Here is a 17222-nt window from a genome sequence, read left to right on the forward strand (position 1 = left end):
CTAACTCAAAATAGTGTCATATTGAAGAAATCGGCGCTATAGACTGCTCATCGGCGTGTTCTTCCAGATTAAGAGCATGATGAACCAGATTTAATGCCTCACTGAAAGAATACAATGAAATACGCTCCAAAGGATTTGGCAGGGTTGCGGCTCGAATTAAATCAACTATTGTATCTCCACCGCGAACGGTGAACACAGGAAGATTGAAGTCTAAAGGCTGATGTTCTGTAAGGCGGTTAAGTATGTCTCGTTTTGTTTCAGCATCCGGACCAACCATCAGCAAATACAATAAAACACCCAGTTGATACGTCATAAATGGAGCTGATTCATAACTCCTTGCCAGTGGGTATTCAGGCGGAGCGTTTTCTTGTGTCGTTACAATTAAATTAGTTATTATTTGAGTGTTTTGAGTATTTATTATCGATTTCAAATCGGCGGTAAAAACCTCTCCATTATCGCGCAAGAGAAAATTTTCAGGTTTAATATCCATATAAAATAAATGATCACGCTGCAGTTCCACCGCAAAATCAGCTATCTGTCGTGTCATATCAATCGCAGCTTGTACTTGCTCTTCCTTGGACCTGCTCTCATTGATGCTGCGACGATAAGATAATACATCCCCTTGCGAGCAAAATTCAGTTATTGAAAGATTGTACTCACTCTCCGAACCACGATGAGCGATTTCATCAGTAGGGTAAAAATCAAATTCATGAGCTAAATATCGTTGAAGATTGGGATTTGTTTTCACTCTGTGCCGAAGATCATAATCGAAATAATATTCAGGTCTTTCGATACGTAATGTATACCTCGCTTGGCTTTCTCTATTCGTAATTTTCCAATTTTTATTGTTATTTCCTCCGAGAAATTCAAGAGAAAATTCATCAACATCAATATGTTTGGGTGTTGAAATTAACTCCGATACCAATCGGTGTAAATCATGTCGTTCATCATTTGCATAGGGATCAATAATTGTAGAAACTCGATTAGGTGTCTGCAGCAAATATTGATCACTTAAATCACGATTCATTCTGAAAAATTCATTCATGGTACGATTGACTACCAATAGCAATCGTTCTAATAAAATCCTGTCGGACGTTTCATTCAAGTCGATATCATCAATTAAAATTTCCACTATTTTTTGTTGTAATAGTTCGAGCTGGCCAATAGCCTTACCCCAATTAAAATCCAGTTTATTAGGATCAAGCTCATGAAATTGTTGCAGCAACATTCTGAGGTCTGAAAAATACTTCGGTTCGGTAGAAAAAAAGAACAGTTTTTTCACTCGTTTTTTCAATTCTTTGGGTGTAGGAATTCTGTTAAAATCTTTTCTGTGATAGGGCACGATCACACTGATATCAGCTATTCGTTGTTTTTTGGAGCTTTTTGCTGGAGAACTGGCCGATAAACTCTTTAATTCACGGTTAATCTCTTTTTTATTATACCACTTCATAAAATCTGAGCCGTAATCCTTGGGGGGTTCACCTCGAACCATATAATAGAGCTTTTCTGCCAAGCCATTGATTTGCTGTAGGCTTATCAGATCGACTATTCCCTCAGCCTGATTGGCGTTGTATTTATTAATCAGGAAGTCCAGTTTAACCAAATAAGGCTCATTACTTGAGTACCTTGAGGTAACCTTAATTCTACTGAACATATACATTCTTAATTTGCAGCATATAATTAAAAAATAGCACTGTTTAAAAATAAATCAAACCGGGATTAATAATATCGCTAATTCACAAACTAAATATCTATTTAAGCAAAAATCGCTATTGCAAACTCGTTTCAGTACCCTTTATTCTTAATTAAGACAAATGGACATTTTTCCATATGAATAAAAAAATTATTGCTGCGTCATCAATAGGTACTCTGCTTGAAATGTATGACTACGCAATTTATGGATTTATGGCGCCACTTATAGCACCAGTATTTTTTCCTAATGCCGATAAGCACATCGCTTTAATGGCGACATTTGCCATTTTTGCCTCTGGATTTCTGATTCGACCAGTAGCAGCCTACTGGCTGGGTAACCTGGGCGACACGATTGGTCGAAAAAATACGTTGACGATTACCCTGATCATCATGACGTGTTCTTCAAGCTTTATAGGCCTATTGCCTTCTTACGCAACCGCTGGCATCGTCGCACCAATTTTGCTTACGCTGTGTCGATTAACCCAAGGAATTTCGGTGGCAGGGGAAATGACATTAGCCAGTATTTACATCTACGAAAATGTGACAATACGTCATAAAGGCTTTGCTGTCAGCTTTGTTACTTTAGGCTCTATTTGCGGCTTGCTGCTGGCCATTATAATAAGCAAAATAACCTGGTTGTTTTTTTCTGAACAGGATCTAGTCTACGTTTGGCGTTTTCCCTTTTTAATGGGAATACTGGTTGGTCTTGTGGGGGTTTATTTGCGAAATAAAACCATAGAATTAACCGATTTTTCAAAAATGAATGCAAAAAAGCAGCAAACTCCTTTGAAAAATAGCTGGTTTCGTCAGAAAAAATCAATAACCGCAATTTTTCTTTTAGCCATTTACTGCAATGGCAGTTTTTATACCCTCTTTGTTTATATGCCTTCATATCTACAACAACATGGATTAACCTTTAACGTAGCAATGAATGTGATTGTAATCGCCATGATGTGTTATAGCATAGGCTTATTGTTCTCAGGCTTTATCTCTGACGTGCTGGGAAGAACATTTCCATTGGCACTCAGCTTGATAGCGACTGTGATTGGGGGGGTAATGATTAATTACCTGGTGAATGTAGGATCGTTATTACAGATTACTTTGGCTTGCAGTGTTTTAGCGTTCATTATCTCTATTTTTATTGGGAGCGTATTTACCGCCAGCCTTGAACTGTTGCCACAAAAAGAACGTGCGAGCGGTTTTACTTTATTTTTTAACCTGAGCAATGCTTTATTTGGCGGTACCGCGCCTCTAATGATCTTATACTTAAGTAATGTGTTTGTAGATGACGCATTCTCAATTTATTTAATCGGATTAGCTCTATTAAGCCTGCCCGCTTTATGGTTAATGCAAAACCCTCCCTATGCCAAATGATAAAAAAATACGGTCGTTTTATGGCGCCAGTGAATCAGATTAACTATATTATTGATACACGATATCAAACAGATAGAGGCTCAGAATATGAAGATTATTTATACAGTATCTTCAATAGTGTTAGCACTGATAATCCTCTATAGCCTGTTAATGCACAATATCTCTTCTCATATTTTAAAGCAAAACACAGTTTATCCAGTAGAAACAGCAGCGCAAACTGCTCCGAGTGAGGAACGTATTTGCCCCAAAAACTATTACACCATTTTGACCATTGACGGCGGGGGAACACGTGGATTGATACCATTAACCTATTTAAAATATTTAGAACAATATAACCCTAACGGTACAGCAAATATTTTTAATTTAATGGGTGGCATATCAACAGGCGCGATTATTGTTGCGGCTCTTTCAAAAGTACAACCCGATATGCCCGACACCTATCATTTCACTGCAAAACAGATTAGCGATTTATATAAGAAAGAATCCCCCGATTTTTTTTCCCAAAGCATTATTTACAGGATAATCTCGTTAAATGGGTTAATAATGCCTTTATTCAATTCATACAATAAAAATAATTTTTTTAAAATAAACTTTAAAAATACGACCTTAAAAAACTTAACAAATCATGTCGCTCTTTTTGCTTACGACATTAAGCACAAAAATATACTCATCTTCTGTAATTGGATAAAATGTGATAATTCTTTAAATCAATATTCAATTGCAGATATCGTATCTGGAGCAACTTCAGTTATGGGAGTATACGCTCCTGTAATGTTCTCAACTCATGCTCATCAAATAAAATACAACATCGCTGACCTTGGTCTCATTATCAATAATCCTGCTTATATGACGGTCCGATTGGCTGCAAAAATTTGTCCAGATGTACAACACTATGTTGTACTTTCCCTGGGAACAGGAAATTATCCTGAAATGAGCAGCAATCAGGAAAGTTACCATTGGGGATTAACACAATGGATGCCTAACTTGATTGCCGCAACTACTGAAACAAACAGTGAGGCAGCAAGCGAATATCTCAGTTTTTTTATGAGACATGAACTGTCCACCATACCGGATAATCAACTACCCAAACTCATTTATATACGTTTAAATCCAGTTCTTGATTGGAACGATTCCAAATCATTCGCAACGTCTCCGGAAAATCTTGATTACTTTGAAAAGAAATCGTACGAGGATATCAATAAAAACAAACAATTACTGCAATGCATTGCAACAATTCGTATAAAGGATGAATTAACTTCAGAGTGCAAAGAACAACTATTGAATTACATTCATCTCCAGCGTTCCCCCTATTTTGCTATATCCTTACCTGGAATTTTTAAAAACTGAAAAAAATACTCGCAGTACATTCAGTTCAATTTTCCAGTGACTGTTGACCATTGCTCTAAAACCCAACTCGGTTCAATTCATTTTTTTATCCCAAGCTAATCTGGACTTTATAAATAATTTCCAGTAAATTGCCCGCCCAAATTGATGAGAATAAAACACCGTTGTTGGAGAATGTTTTTGAAAAAAGGATTTTTTCTGTTATTGCTCTGTGCTGCCAGTCAGGTTCTTGGTGTTCCCAATACAAGCAACCCGACAAATAACACCACCTTTGTATTTTTAGACCTGCTCATGTGGCAAGTACGAGAGGTGAGTGATGATAATTGGGCTCAGATTCTTCAACCTGCAGAAGTCAATGAACACATTCAATTTCTGGATGTTCCTTTCAAATGGGATCCCGGATTTAGACTGGGCATAGGCTATAACAACCAAACTGAGAATCCCTGGAACATACAGCTTTATTTTACAGGATATAAAACCAAGGGAACGAATCAGGCACGCATCAATTCTGGTGAAATTCACTCAGCCTTCGCCGGTAACTTTTATGCGAACAATCTTGCAGGCGATGGTATTTCCGGACCTTATTATCATCAAGCAGGCATACAATGGAATGTATTATATAATACCCTTGATTTGGAAGTTGGCCGAACGGTTACAATAAATTCCCTTCTTAATGTGCGTCCATTTACGGGACTTAAAGCAGCCATTATTAATCAGAACATCAATACATCCTGGCAAGAACCATACAAACCAACCACTAATGCAAACCCCACCCCTACACGAATCACAACCTTTTCATCAGCTACAGAACAAATGACCAATAATTTTAAAGGATTGGGACCATCATTCGGTTTGGATTCTACCTGGCATTTATTTGAGCCGTCGCATCATCAGTTGAATCTTGTCGGTACTGTCTCAGGCGCATTTTTATGGGGGCACTGGGCATTAGCGGACGTTTATTATGATAATACCCCGGTATCGATTAGCATCATTAATGACAGCTTGTCAACAGCCGCCCCCATGGCAAAAGGATATCTAGGCATGGAATGGGTAGGAGCTATCAATAAAACACAATGGAACATTCGCCTGGGCTATGAAGGCCAAGTTTGGTTCAATCAGTTGAGGTATTACACTTTTGATATGGGGAAGACAAATGATTCTCTCTATCTGCAAGGCGGTGTATTCGATTTTTTATTCACTTTTGATTAAGATTAATAATGAAACAACGACACATTAGTGCATGCGCTCTCTTGAGCTTCTTAAGCTTTTCCAGCGCGGCTTCAGGTGAATTCACGGTTTTTGAAGATCTTCTTTATTGGCATGCGTCACAGGAATCAACCTCAACCTGGGCCTACGTTCAAACCATTCAAATCCCTGAACCCCCGCCTCCCCGCCCATCAAACACATACACCGAGCCTAATGTGTATTTTGGCTGGAGTCCAGGAATACGAGCGGGGCTGCAATACGAACAACCCGCTTTATTTGATACCAAATTGTATTGGACGTATTTTTCGAACAAAGCACATGAATCAATAACAGCCAATGCAAATGAGATTATTCTGCCTGAATTTTTTAATGGATTTACAGTACAAAACGTATTTAATGCGGCGCAGTTAAACTGGAGATTAATCCTGAATATGGTCGATGCTGAAGTAGGCCATCAATTTAAACCGCTTGATACATTAGCAGTCCGCCCATTTATAGGAATTAAAGGGGGAACAATCAACCAATCAATAAATTCCTCATGGCAGGAATACTTATTCAATACCCCTTTATACACTGCTACCGAATACTTAAAAAATAATTTTTGGGGAATAGGCCCCAACTTTGGCATAGACAGTGTATGGCGCCTGTATAAAAACATTAATATTCGTAGTGATTTTGCAACCGCCTTTTTATGGGGGCATTGGAATATAAAAGACGTTTATCATCAACCACAAGCACTATTGGGCTTTATTCCTGAAAAAACAGTCACATCCAATACGAAAAACTCCATGCTTGGGGCCTTTATGACCAGAGGCTTTTTGGGACTGGAGTGGTCCTTTCAGGCAAAAGCCCAAGTGACCGTTAAAGCGGGATATGAAATGCAATTTTGGAGTAACCAATTAAGGATACCCATTTTTCAGGCAGTTCCTATACATGGTGATTTAACATTACAAGGTGCTACATGCGGTATTTTAATCAAATTATAATTGGTGCAGGATTCTTTTGCTCCTCATTTGCCTATGCAATTGATTTTTATGCAGATGCTTTGTATTGGCAAGCATCTGAAACAGTAGATTGGGCGTTAACCAATAATTTAAGGTTACCAAATCAAATTATCGCCTACAAAACGATTGATTTTGATTTTGCACCAGGATTTCGAATAGGAGCCGGCCTGCAAAAAGCAGATTGGAATATCAAAGCCTTTTATACAAGATACTCCGTGCAGGCACATGCTACGACCCACGATAATGTTATCTCGGCCTTTATGCCGAGCAAATTTGTCGAGACCTTTTATCAATCAGCAACAGTCAAGTTTACTATTGACTACTCTATATTCGATCTCGATCTCAATAAGAGCATTCAAGTCGGTGAGTCCTTAAACATTAGCCCTCTCATTGGATTGAAAGGAGGCGCTATCAATCAACGCATCAATACTGGCTATTACGGCTTAGTTTCAGTTCTGGAACAGGTCACCAATAATTTCACCGGATTCGGACCCAAAATAGGACTGGAAAGCCAATGGTTATTTTATAATAAGAATGCTCTTCGATACAGTCTAATCGCTGATTTTGCCACTTCCTACATGTGGGGCAAGTGGTCTATCTACGACACTCTCATTCGAAATGATTCAGCGCAAATTGGTTCTGTTATTGTTGGAAAACGAGATCTGGGAGCCTTGTCATTACAGGGTCTTGTTGGTATCAAAATGGATTATAAAAAGTACTCGGTAAAAATAGGTTATGAAATTTCCGATTGGTTTAATCAGTTTCAGGTGTTTGATAACGCCACAGGCACTCATACGAATGACTTGGTTCTACAGGGTGCAACTTTGGCATTTAAATATCATTGTTAGAAAATATTCCCAAAAGTTCGACCTATTAAAAAAATACAATCAGCCAGAAAACCTGCTGGCTGATTGTAACGTACTCGAAAATCAGAACGCTTAATAGCTACACGATGCATGTGATTGGGGTGCGCTCAGCAGTTTTTCTGTATTAATGGCGGTGCACAACACAATTATTTTACCATCTCCTTTTGTTGTACGCACATTAGCTTCACAGAAACTCAACTGCTTGAGACCTGCAACAATTTGATTGGCCTCAGCTTCAGAATCAAAATAACGCCATATACTCAAAGAGCTTTTGTTGGTTACCTTCCAACCCTGAACTCCAGTTAATTCCTCCATCCCTTTGTTCAAAACAAGCGGATCATAAGCAGGCTTTAGAAATGAAAGAGAGGATACAGAACTGCTTGCTGATTGCCTCATAGCAGCTTCTTTCTTTAACCCGGTTAAAACATCCTGGGCAGTGACCATCAAGAGCTGGCACGCCAGCAGAGAGTGTTTGTTATCATTTCCATCTAAAAATTGAACAATAGGATTTCTGGCCGCAAACAAACTGTCAATTAGATTCAAATCATAGCTTGGTTTGGTTGCTTTTATTTCCATTAAAATTCGACACAAGGCCATTCGTATTTCAGTGAGTTGTTCTAAAGAAGAATCAGCATATGGCTTGGTTTGAGCTTCCGTGATGCATTGAAATATATGTGCCGCTAAAGGTCTTCTGTCTTTTTCAATATTTGCTATGGCGTCCGCATAACTGCCCTCAGTCGAACTACGATCACCAGGTTTTCGCATAATAATATCGGGCAAACCAATACTTCTTAAAATAATATTATTCAATGCTGTTGCAGTTCGGCCATTCGCATTGGGAAATGGGTGGATATGAGTAAAGCGATAAAATAGATCAGCACAGAATTTGCTCACAGCAGTGAGATCCTGATTGTCGAGTTGTTTCCATCGCGCAACCATCTCTTCAGCAAAATGACGAACTTGATTGGGTAAACGTTCTGGATAATCGACAAACAGAGCTATTTTCTCCACAATCGGACGTTCGTGTTCCGATAACAGATTTTCATGCCAGGCGGTAGCCATTCGGTTCATCGCTGTACCGAATCCAAGGAAAGGCCCCTTCAATTTCGTTGTCTTTTCGAAAGAAGGATGGATAGGAGCGTCAGAATCACGAGCCAGTCGTTGCAAAATACGCAAAAACTTTTTTGCATATTCCATAGGAAGACCCTCATTTTCTTTAACAAGCATCTTCAAAAATTGAGCCTCAGATAACTTTGGTTGATATAAATTTGCCATATACAGGGCCAATTGATTCATCATGTTGCTGCCGTAATGCCAACGAACAATCAACGTTTTGGAATATTCCCCGCTTTTCATGTCTTCGCCGTTCGAGAGCAAGCTTTTAGCCATGTGCTCATGAATCTTGATTATCCAATTTTCGAAAATTTCGGGAGTTAATGCAGCCAGGCCATTGGTATGAATCCAGGGTAAAATAACGTCCTCAGCGTATAAATAAGCATGATACATATCTTCGTGTTGCCCTATTTTAAAAGGCGCTTCACTCATCGTTTCACCGTACATAAGCGCAGTGGGTGAAGACTCCGGTTCAAAACTATAAATCAAGGCGGGGTTAAATATTTTGAGATTCAATAAACTTGGCATGTGTACATTCCCAATAAAAAATGAATGTATTTTACACACTGAACTCTATGAGATCAACGGGTATTTTTTTGAGTCTTTTTGAATCTATAATGATATTAGTGATTACTGTTATATCAATTTATTTTTATCAACCAGGTCAATATATTCGCCTGGCCCATGCTAAAAATCAGCATAATAGATCCTTAATATTTTATGTGTATAATACAAACAATATGAATTCATCAGGATCACCCCCATGACCGTCTATCAAGCACCAAAACCACAATACACTAATTGGCAATGGTTTAAATTTATTGGTCTTCGTACTGTTTTTCCTCCTGTTCTACTTTGGGATCTATTAAAAATCGGTGTAAATAAATTAGCAGGAAAAGCAATTGGCAGCCTCGTTTTACCTGCTCAAGATATGGATCTTTCAGGTTATGAGATTGAAGATGCTTCTGACTTAAATACCGATCAAATTTCATATGAACAACATCAAGTAATAACTCATGATGGCGCAGTACTGGATACCCTGGAAATAACCCCTGAATCACAAAAGCAGATTGAGCCTCAATTCCAAAAATACATCATCAATTTAGTTGGAAACGGCATGTGCTACGAAGATATTCTGGAGGAAATGCGTGAGGATGCCCTGGCACTGGATGCGAAGATTGTTGGTTTTAATCTTCGAGGCGTTGGCCAAAGTTCGAAGCGCGCCCTGTCAAAAGATGATTTAGTAACCGATGGCATTGCTCAGGTACAACGATTACTGGATCAAGGAGTACCTGCACAAAACATCACATTGAAGGCCCATTCTCTGGGTGCTGGTATTGGATCTTTGGTTGCACAGCATTTTCATCAGCTAGGTCAACCTATCAATATTTTTAATAGCCGTTCTTTTTCAAATCTCACCAATTTTCTGGTAGGACATGCACGTCTGGAAAAAAATGTATTCGGGGAAGCAATAGGCCAAAAAGAAACCTTTGGAGGAAAGGTTTTAGGATGGTTGATTAAACCCATCGTAAAGTTAGCGCTTATTTTAGCGAATTGGGAAATTGACGCCATCAGTGCTTTCAAAAGCATTCCCAACCATTATAAAGAGTATATTGTGGTCCGATCACGAAAAGACATCAGGCAAAATCGTATAGATGATCCTGTAATACCTCATTATGCGTCGATACATGAAGGGCTTTCGAGTGAACGACATGCTGAAAAAGCCAAAATTGACCGTTTGATTTCAGCTGCTGATAAAAATGATCCAGGCGCAATCGATGAATTAACTACAGCCAGAAAAAAAGCAGGCAGCGATAGAAAAATGGAAGCCAGTTACAGCAGGTCGGATGGCCATAATACTCAGTTGTATTTACTGAAAAATAGAGAAGGCAAGTCCGCACAAACCTTTTTCAGGGAATTTGTGGCAAAAGCTAATGAAGATCACGCGGTTAAACCGACAACTAACCTGAGTCATTAAATCAACGCTATTTAATAGTAATTTGTCTATACAATCCCTGTATCGCTCTCCCGAAGAGCGCTGAATCTTCAGCATATCTTCAAAATACATTCCAGCTCAAAGTTATGGATTCCGCGGTCACTGCCGCGGAAATTCGAAGCTTGACACCCACTCAAATCCCAACCGAATTCCAGCGCATAAAAAGCATCAAACAATCACTTAATACACCGTAGAAAATACGGTAATTGATGTCTCATTGTTTGGATACAATCAGTCGCTCAGCTAAATTGAGCGCAATGATTTAGATTCCAACCAATTTATATATAGGAGATTGTAATGGCAGCCAGTAAAGAAACGATGATACAACTAATTAAAGACTCTGAATCTTTTGAGCACAAAGGAACTCTTCATGTGGCCGAAAGTATAGGAGCTGGTGCTAAGGTTATTGTTACTGATGGAAGCCTTATTGTTGATGGCTCTATTCATGATGGTGCACATATTGAGCTAAGAGAAACACCCCGGTCATATCGTTCAGGTACTCAAATAGGTGGTTTGACATTAGGTTATGTTTCTATCAGGTGTATAACAGGCGGAGGTGAACCAAGAACTTTATCTGTCCTAGGTAATGTTGGTGAAAACGTAACGATCACATCTTGCAACGCCGATTATATTGTAGCTGGGGAAATAGGACGCAGCTGCTATCTCAAAACTGAAAATGGAAATATTAAAGTTACCAAGGTTGGCGAAAGTTCATCGTTGATTTCTAGCAATGGAAACATCACATGCCATGATGTCGGCAAACACACCTGTTTAAAAACAAGTAATGGTACTATTCGAGCTGAAGGGGTGGCAGAGCAAGCAGAAGTTAGTACAAATAACGGTGATGTCAGAGTAGCATCTTCGCAAGCCACAACAAAACTCCACACCGACAATGGCAATGTATATATTAATGGCACCATACAACCAAAACCAATGTCGGCTTATGGTAGATCTTCTTACATGAGTGGAGGTTCAACGTTCTTCAATTCGACGAGCATCATTATAGATAGGGTTGATATGACACCGTTTATGGGCTCAAGTTTCTCCCGGCGGTGAAAAATCAACCATAGAGCCTTCTGCTGCTGAATATCGAAGAGGATAAGTTTATTTGACTCTAGATGAGCGTTATTCATTCACCGTTAGTACCTTGCTTAGGTGAATACATGCTGCATTTCGAATTTCCGCGGTTGTGGCCGCGGAATCAAAAAAATAAAACTGAACTGGTTTTTCGAAGATGTGTAGAAGATTTAGTTGCAAGCTCCCTGATTCGACATTAAAACAAAAATCAAGAATTTTTTAGTGTATCAAATTGTTTATTAATATAAAATTTGCTCGTTAGCGAAATAGCATTACCAGCTAAAATGGATTTTGCCAAATCAGTACACTTTAAATGTGGAACTGATTATTATCAGGAGAATGAATTGGACAAACGCTATACTTATCTGATTATTGGTGGGGGATGCGGTGGCTTAGCCATTGCTTCGCGTTTAAACAAAACACTAAAAAATCAAACCATCGCACTAATTGAACCGTCAACGACACACTACTACCAACCCCTTTGGACTTTGGCAGGGGCTGGAATATGTCATTTTACTTCTTCTCAAAAACAACAAAAAAATTTAATTCCTTCAGGAGTGGAGTGGATTGTTGATCGAGCAGTAAAAATTAATCCGTCAAATCAACAAGTACATTGTGCCAATGGAACGGTAATTCACTATGATTTTTTAGTGCTGGCTACAGGATTGGAAACACGTTTTGACCTGATTCCAGGATCCGAGTTTATTGGAACTCATGGAATTTGCAGTATTTATCATAAGGAATCAGTAAGTAAAACAGCACAAATGATACATCAATTTAAAGGTGGAAATGCACTATTCACCATGCCCCCTGTTCCGATTAAATGCGCAGGTGCACCTCAGAAAATCATGTATTTAGCAGACTATATTTTTCGCAAAAACAAAGTACGCCAAAACACGCAAATAACCTTTGCAACGGCAGGAAAAACGATGTTTAGTGTACCTTCATTTGCCAACAGCCTGACAAAATTAGTTGCTGAAAAAGGGATTACCCCATTATTTTCACATCGTTTGACTCAAATTAATCCGCACCAACGCATCGCCTGGTTTGAACAAACTCGTGAATTCGAACATGATGGAGTTACCCAATCGGAGACCCATCAAATATCAATGCCTTATGATCTATTACATGTTGTTCCCCCAATGGCCGCACCCAAATTAATTCAGGAATCAGGACTGGCTGTTGAATCAGGCGCTCATAAAGATTGGCTGAAAGTGGACATGCACACATTACAGCATCTTGATTATAAGAATATTTTTGGTATTGGCGATGTCACCGGTATTCCTAATTCAAAAACAGCAGCAGCTATTCGCCAACAAGCCCCTGTAGTTGTAGCAAATCTTCTCGCCGTTGCCAAAGGAGAGCCCCTTAAAGCTCACTATAACGGTTATTCCGCTTGCCCCATAATTACTGATAAAGGCAAAGTAATTCTTGCTGAGTTTGGGTACGATGGAACATTAATGCCAACATTCCCATTCGATATGACCCAACAGCGCAGAAGCATGTGGCTCTTAAAGCGATTTGTATTTCCTAAATTATATTGGCACGGAATCATAAAAGGACGAGCCTAAGTCGCACAAAAGGAAATCAGATCCCCCCTTCACGCTCAGTGTGGGGGAAAATTATCCCTTAACCTGACGAGTGTAAAGCTTGACCCCAAAAGTTAAAAAACAACGATATTCAGCGAAAATGCAATAGTTCAGCCCTAATTTCTCGAGATGATCTTATGATCACAAAGGTATTGATACGGTTCTTCAGTATTGCGGGACAAAGTGAAATAGACATCACTGCTTCTGGTAAGCGCTATGTAACTGGCAAGACACGCGTCTTTATAATGGTTTTGTTCATCATTGAGTTCAAACCAGACCAGAATATAATTGTCTAGTCCAGGGCGATCTTTATCAATTTTTACACTTTGGGCATAAGGCTCAATAACAGAAACCTCCGGTTCGATGTATTGTTCGTAAGAGATGCCCTTTTGGTTATAATTGATTACCGCTAAAGGTCTGAATGTGTCCGGAGTGTTATTAGTAAAAAACAAACGGACGTTATAAGCATAAGTATTAAAAGCAAATAATAAATAAATAAGGAAAGCAGATTTTTTCATTGTTGATTCCATAATATCAATCGAAGTTGGTTCATTATTTCTTGATAAGAATAATGTCCAAGGGCTTATTTCCTAAAGCCTGATCTGGTGGCTGGATGATTAGATTAGAACTCTCCCTAATCATAACTTGCCATAAAATATGGACTGTAAGATACCGTACTATTTCTATAATTCAAGATAAATTACACCTGATTCATTGGAATTATCTAACTATTCAATAAAACTCCACTGGTAACCTCCCCCATTAAATAACCCCATTTCATTTGTCGTCTTTGCTAACACTGGAGAAACGAGTAAAACAACCCAACTATTGACTCAAGAATAAACTTAATGTAAAATACTTGAACAAGTCCATACTAAGGAAGACAAATGCCTAATTCATATTTTCAACGTTTGATACAAAAGCAGATAGGTTCAGCAACATTTTCATCTAATCGTACAGATTGGTATGTCAAAAATAACTTCGGCACTGCAGAGATGTCTTTAGATGAGCGATTTGCTCATTTTGAACAAGCTCAGCGTCAACCTGAAGGAAAATTTTACAATGACTTCCAAAATATCGACCTGGAGCGTTATCAAGTAGGTGTGACTCTTGCGAACCGGTCACAATGTGAGATAGAGGTTGTGGCATTTCGTCCCAATTCATCTGTTAGCAGTTCCAGTAGCGCTAGTAGCTCTAGCTCATCTCCTACCCTAAGTGGACACGGAAAGCATGTCATCTATTTTACGGGTATCTGTACTTTATATCAGGATAGTTTAAAAGATATTGCAAAAGCGGTACATACTACCGGGGCAAGCTATTATGGTTTTGAATATCCAGGAATGGCTCGACTGGGTGGACAAGTTTCAGAAGTTAATGATTTGATAAATACTGGTATGGCCGTAGCGAATGATTTACTTCGCAAAGGCGTCCCTATAGACGACATTATTTTTCAGGGAGATTCATTCGGGGCAGCGGTTGCCAAAAAGATAAGTGACGAATTCAAAAAACAATGCCAGGTAGAGATCCGCTGTATTTTAAACAACACCTTCTCTTCATTTCAGCAAGCAATTCAAGGCCTGTTAGACGAAAATTGCCTGGCCATTCACTTGAGTTCTGTTATTCCATCATTACTAAGCTATACCGGTTGGGATATTCGTACACAAGACAGCTATAATCAAGTAACCCCCTACCAAATTCATGTAAATCATATAGGTGATGGACTACTTGAGCCTGGCAGCGCCACTTTGGCAGCATACGTTGAAAGTGCCCGCTATATGCCGAGCTTTGTTGATACCTGCCCTGAAGACTTTCGCAGTCAAAGAGACTCATACAGCGCCCTGCATTGGGCAGTAATATCTCCAGAAGGAGAATCGTATCTTGCAGCAAAATACGGCAGAGACGACAAAGGTCAGGTTAATACTCACATCGCAGATTTATGTTACATGCAGTATCCCAATGGGCAAGGTGTCTATGAGGCTCTGATATCCCCCTATATTCAAGACAGTAATGAATACATAAGAAATCATCCACAAGTACTTTCTGTAGACCATTTGCCACAACCCTTGGTATCACAGCAAGAATCTTTACTAAGCTTGATATCCAGCGCCTTACCAGAGCTTCCGAAAGTACCTCGTTTTTTAAGCTTTTTTGGCCAAGCAGCATCCAGCACAGATCCCGATCCTACATTAAGTGAAGAGGATGACGACGTCTACAAATTAATCTAAACAGTCATCTCGGAGGTCAGAATCCAGCATCTCTGACCTCCGTGTTTTTAAACCTGGTATTTGAACTACTTTATTCTCAGTCAAGGTGTTCTTCGTTCAGAGAGCCTCTCTTATCATTTACTAGCAGGGTTTCCCCACTTGGCTTGGGCATTCAATTCTTCTAATAATAAAATCATCGATTTCATAATTGGCATGGGTAGTTTGAGATTTAAATTCGCGCCGCCGGGTAGAACAAAATCAAGTGCAAAAACATCTTGATCTCCGATTTTCATCATCTGTAACTTAGCATCCATCACCAGCACAGGGGTACCGCCTAGAGGATAATTAAAGCCAGGAACAAATGCTTTTGTAAAATTTCCCACCTGTTTATTGCTTTGCTTTATCTCCAATATCAAGTGCTCAACTGAGGGTGCCCTTTGTTCGTATGCTTTTTGAATGTATTGGCTGGTCGACATTAAAATAAAATGAGTGATTCTACGTGTGATCCAGAATAGATACTCACTCTGATCAACGGTGTTAATCCGAAGGATAAGGCGATCATCGTTTAATAAATATCTGCAGTTGAATTGTTTGAGGTTCACAGCATCAACTCCTGCTGATAACGGACAAAATGACAGCCCACATCACTAGATGTTTGAGCGGAGATAACCAGAAAACAGAACATCTCTGAACACCGTCCGAGATCATTTTTAAATAATCCCTTTTTTTATTATAGCAAATACATATGTAATAAACGGTACGGTGCACCTGATGAACTCTATGCATGATAAAAAATCTGTCTTGCCCGCACAGGCGGGTAACCATTCATCAAAATATGCCGATGGCAAAGAGTCAGTGGAGAATATTTTTCCCCACGTTTAAACTCTCTTTCAACTCGCTGATACACTCCATATCACCTCGTTGAGGCGTTTGAGATGATACGATTTTTGGTGTATGTCAACGAGTTACCTCAACTTACTAGGCAACGTCCCTGAAGTTTGTTTAGACAAGACTTAATCTAGAAATGGGCACAGATTTTTCAATTTCACTTCGAACTGCTCCCTCTCCCGCGATAGGAACTTTGATAGTATGATGATGCCTTTCGCGGGAGAGGGTTGGGGAGAGGGGATGTCACGGATGGTTATTGATGACGAAATGTGGTCTCGTTTAGAAGAATTACTCCCAAAACCTAAAGGTCGGCATGGTAAAGATGATCGGTTATTTATGGAGGCAATATGTTGGATGCTTCGTACTGGCGCTGCATGGCGTGACTTGCCAGCGGACTACGACAACTGGAAAAGTGGTTATAATCGTTATAACAACGGGTCGAAAAAAGGTTATATTACCGCAATATTGTCGGAATTAAAAAAAAGATGGCGATCACGAATGGCACATGCTTGATGGGTCGATTATAAAAGTGCATCAAGATGCTGAGTATATTATTAGCATTAAAGTAATGCAGACATGATCACTTCGAGGACTGAAGGCGTTTGCTGAAAAACGTCACAATTCCAAAAGCGCAAGACCTGATACCCATTTGTCATTAGCCAATCCGTGCGCTTGGTATCGTACATTTTATTGTCCATGTGTTGACTACCATCAAGTTCGACAACCAGTCGTTTTTCAATGCAGACAAAGTCAACGATATATGAGCCTATTGGCACTTGTCTCTTGAATTTAAATCCAAGTCTACCCGCTCGAAGATGATACCAAAGATGTCTTTCAGCATCGGTGCTGTTTTTCCGTAAATTACGGGC

At 39.3% G+C, this 17222-nt stretch carries 15 protein-coding genes; 10 read left to right on the forward strand and 5 right to left on the reverse strand.

The window, feature by feature from the left end; all coding sequences use genetic code 11:
• Nucleotides 1-16: 16 nt before the first annotated feature.
• A complete protein-coding gene (locus G543_RS0112840; protein WP_162145895.1) occupies nucleotides 17-1654 on the reverse strand; it encodes a protein kinase family protein in 1638 nt (545 codons plus the stop codon).
• A gap of 176 nt (nucleotides 1655-1830) precedes the next feature.
• Here G543_RS0112840 and G543_RS0112845 point away from each other — a divergent pair, with 176 nt between their 5' ends.
• From G543_RS0112845 to G543_RS0112865, 5 genes are all read left to right on the forward strand, one after another.
• Nucleotides 1831-3066 (forward strand): MFS transporter, encoded by a 1236-nt coding sequence (locus G543_RS0112845; RefSeq protein ID WP_028384881.1) that lies wholly within the window; start codon nucleotides 1831-1833, stop codon nucleotides 3064-3066.
• An 87-nt stretch (nucleotides 3067-3153) separates the two neighbouring features.
• Entirely contained in the window at nucleotides 3154-4413 is a 1260-nt protein-coding gene (locus G543_RS0112850) for a patatin-like phospholipase family protein (RefSeq protein ID WP_028384882.1), read from the forward strand.
• A gap of 177 nt (nucleotides 4414-4590) precedes the next feature.
• Nucleotides 4591-5619, forward strand: coding sequence for an Lpg1974 family pore-forming outer membrane protein (locus G543_RS0112855; RefSeq protein ID WP_133141390.1), 1029 nt, complete (start codon nucleotides 4591-4593; stop codon nucleotides 5617-5619).
• Between the two features lie 8 nt (nucleotides 5620-5627).
• Nucleotides 5628-6602 (forward strand): Lpg1974 family pore-forming outer membrane protein, encoded by a 975-nt coding sequence (locus G543_RS0112860; protein WP_028384884.1) that lies wholly within the window; start codon nucleotides 5628-5630, stop codon nucleotides 6600-6602.
• Nucleotides 6578-7468, forward strand: a complete 891-nt coding sequence (locus tag G543_RS0112865) for an Lpg1974 family pore-forming outer membrane protein (protein ID WP_028384885.1) — start codon at nucleotides 6578-6580, stop codon at nucleotides 7466-7468. Before G543_RS0112860 ends, G543_RS0112865 begins: the two co-directional genes overlap by 25 nt.
• Before the next feature lie 90 nt (nucleotides 7469-7558).
• On the opposite strand, the gene G543_RS0112870 is transcribed toward G543_RS0112865, so the two are convergent.
• Nucleotides 7559-9127 (reverse strand): Fic family protein, encoded by a 1569-nt coding sequence (locus G543_RS0112870; protein WP_028384886.1) that lies wholly within the window; start codon nucleotides 9125-9127, stop codon nucleotides 7559-7561.
• Nucleotides 9128-9362: 235 nt separating this feature from the next.
• On the opposite strand from G543_RS0112870, the gene G543_RS0112880 reads away from it, so the two are divergent.
• The 3 genes from G543_RS0112880 (at nucleotide 9363) to G543_RS0112890 (ending at nucleotide 13243) form a co-directional block, all read left to right on the forward strand.
• Nucleotides 9363-10577, forward strand: coding sequence for an alpha/beta fold hydrolase (locus tag G543_RS0112880; protein ID WP_035922247.1), 1215 nt, complete (start codon nucleotides 9363-9365; stop codon nucleotides 10575-10577).
• A 315-nt stretch (nucleotides 10578-10892) separates the two neighbouring features.
• Nucleotides 10893-11651, forward strand: coding sequence for a DUF4097 family beta strand repeat-containing protein (locus G543_RS0112885; protein WP_028384889.1), 759 nt, complete (start codon nucleotides 10893-10895; stop codon nucleotides 11649-11651).
• A gap of 365 nt (nucleotides 11652-12016) precedes the next feature.
• The gene (locus G543_RS0112890; protein ID WP_028384890.1) at nucleotides 12017-13243 is read left to right on the forward strand and encodes an NAD(P)/FAD-dependent oxidoreductase; all 1227 of its coding nucleotides are present in this window, start codon (nucleotides 12017-12019) and stop codon (nucleotides 13241-13243) included.
• Between the two features lie 134 nt (nucleotides 13244-13377).
• On the opposite strand, the gene G543_RS0112895 is transcribed toward G543_RS0112890, so the two are convergent.
• Nucleotides 13378-13779 carry a hypothetical protein gene (locus tag G543_RS0112895; RefSeq protein ID WP_028384891.1) on the reverse strand — a complete coding sequence of 134 codons (402 nt, stop codon included), beginning with the start codon at nucleotides 13777-13779 and terminating at the stop codon, nucleotides 13378-13380.
• Between the two features lie 369 nt (nucleotides 13780-14148).
• Here G543_RS0112895 and sdbB point away from each other — a divergent pair, with 369 nt between their 5' ends.
• Nucleotides 14149-15486 (forward strand): Dot/Icm T4SS effector alpha/beta hydrolase, encoded by a 1338-nt coding sequence (gene sdbB, locus G543_RS19135; protein WP_051190702.1) that lies wholly within the window; start codon nucleotides 14149-14151, stop codon nucleotides 15484-15486.
• A gap of 113 nt (nucleotides 15487-15599) precedes the next feature.
• Here the strand turns inward: sdbB and G543_RS0112905 are convergent, their stop codons facing one another.
• Nucleotides 15600-16067: a hypothetical protein gene (locus G543_RS0112905; protein WP_028384892.1), complete on the reverse strand. Its 468-nt coding sequence runs from the start codon at nucleotides 16065-16067 to the stop codon at nucleotides 15600-15602.
• A 526-nt stretch (nucleotides 16068-16593) separates the two neighbouring features.
• Here G543_RS0112905 and G543_RS0112910 point away from each other — a divergent pair.
• Nucleotides 16594-16866 carry a transposase gene (locus G543_RS0112910; RefSeq protein ID WP_162145896.1) on the forward strand — a complete coding sequence of 91 codons (273 nt, stop codon included), beginning with the start codon at nucleotides 16594-16596 and terminating at the stop codon, nucleotides 16864-16866.
• Nucleotides 16867-16913: 47 nt separating this feature from the next.
• Here G543_RS0112910 and G543_RS0112915 read toward each other — a convergent pair.
• The coding region (locus tag G543_RS0112915) for an endonuclease domain-containing protein (RefSeq protein WP_028384894.1) at nucleotides 16914-17222 on the reverse strand (309 nt) is incomplete at its 5' end.

It is taken from the genome of Legionella moravica DSM 19234 (assembly GCF_000423305.1).
In the GTDB taxonomy this organism is placed as follows: Bacteria; Pseudomonadota; Gammaproteobacteria; order Legionellales; family Legionellaceae; genus Legionella; species Legionella moravica.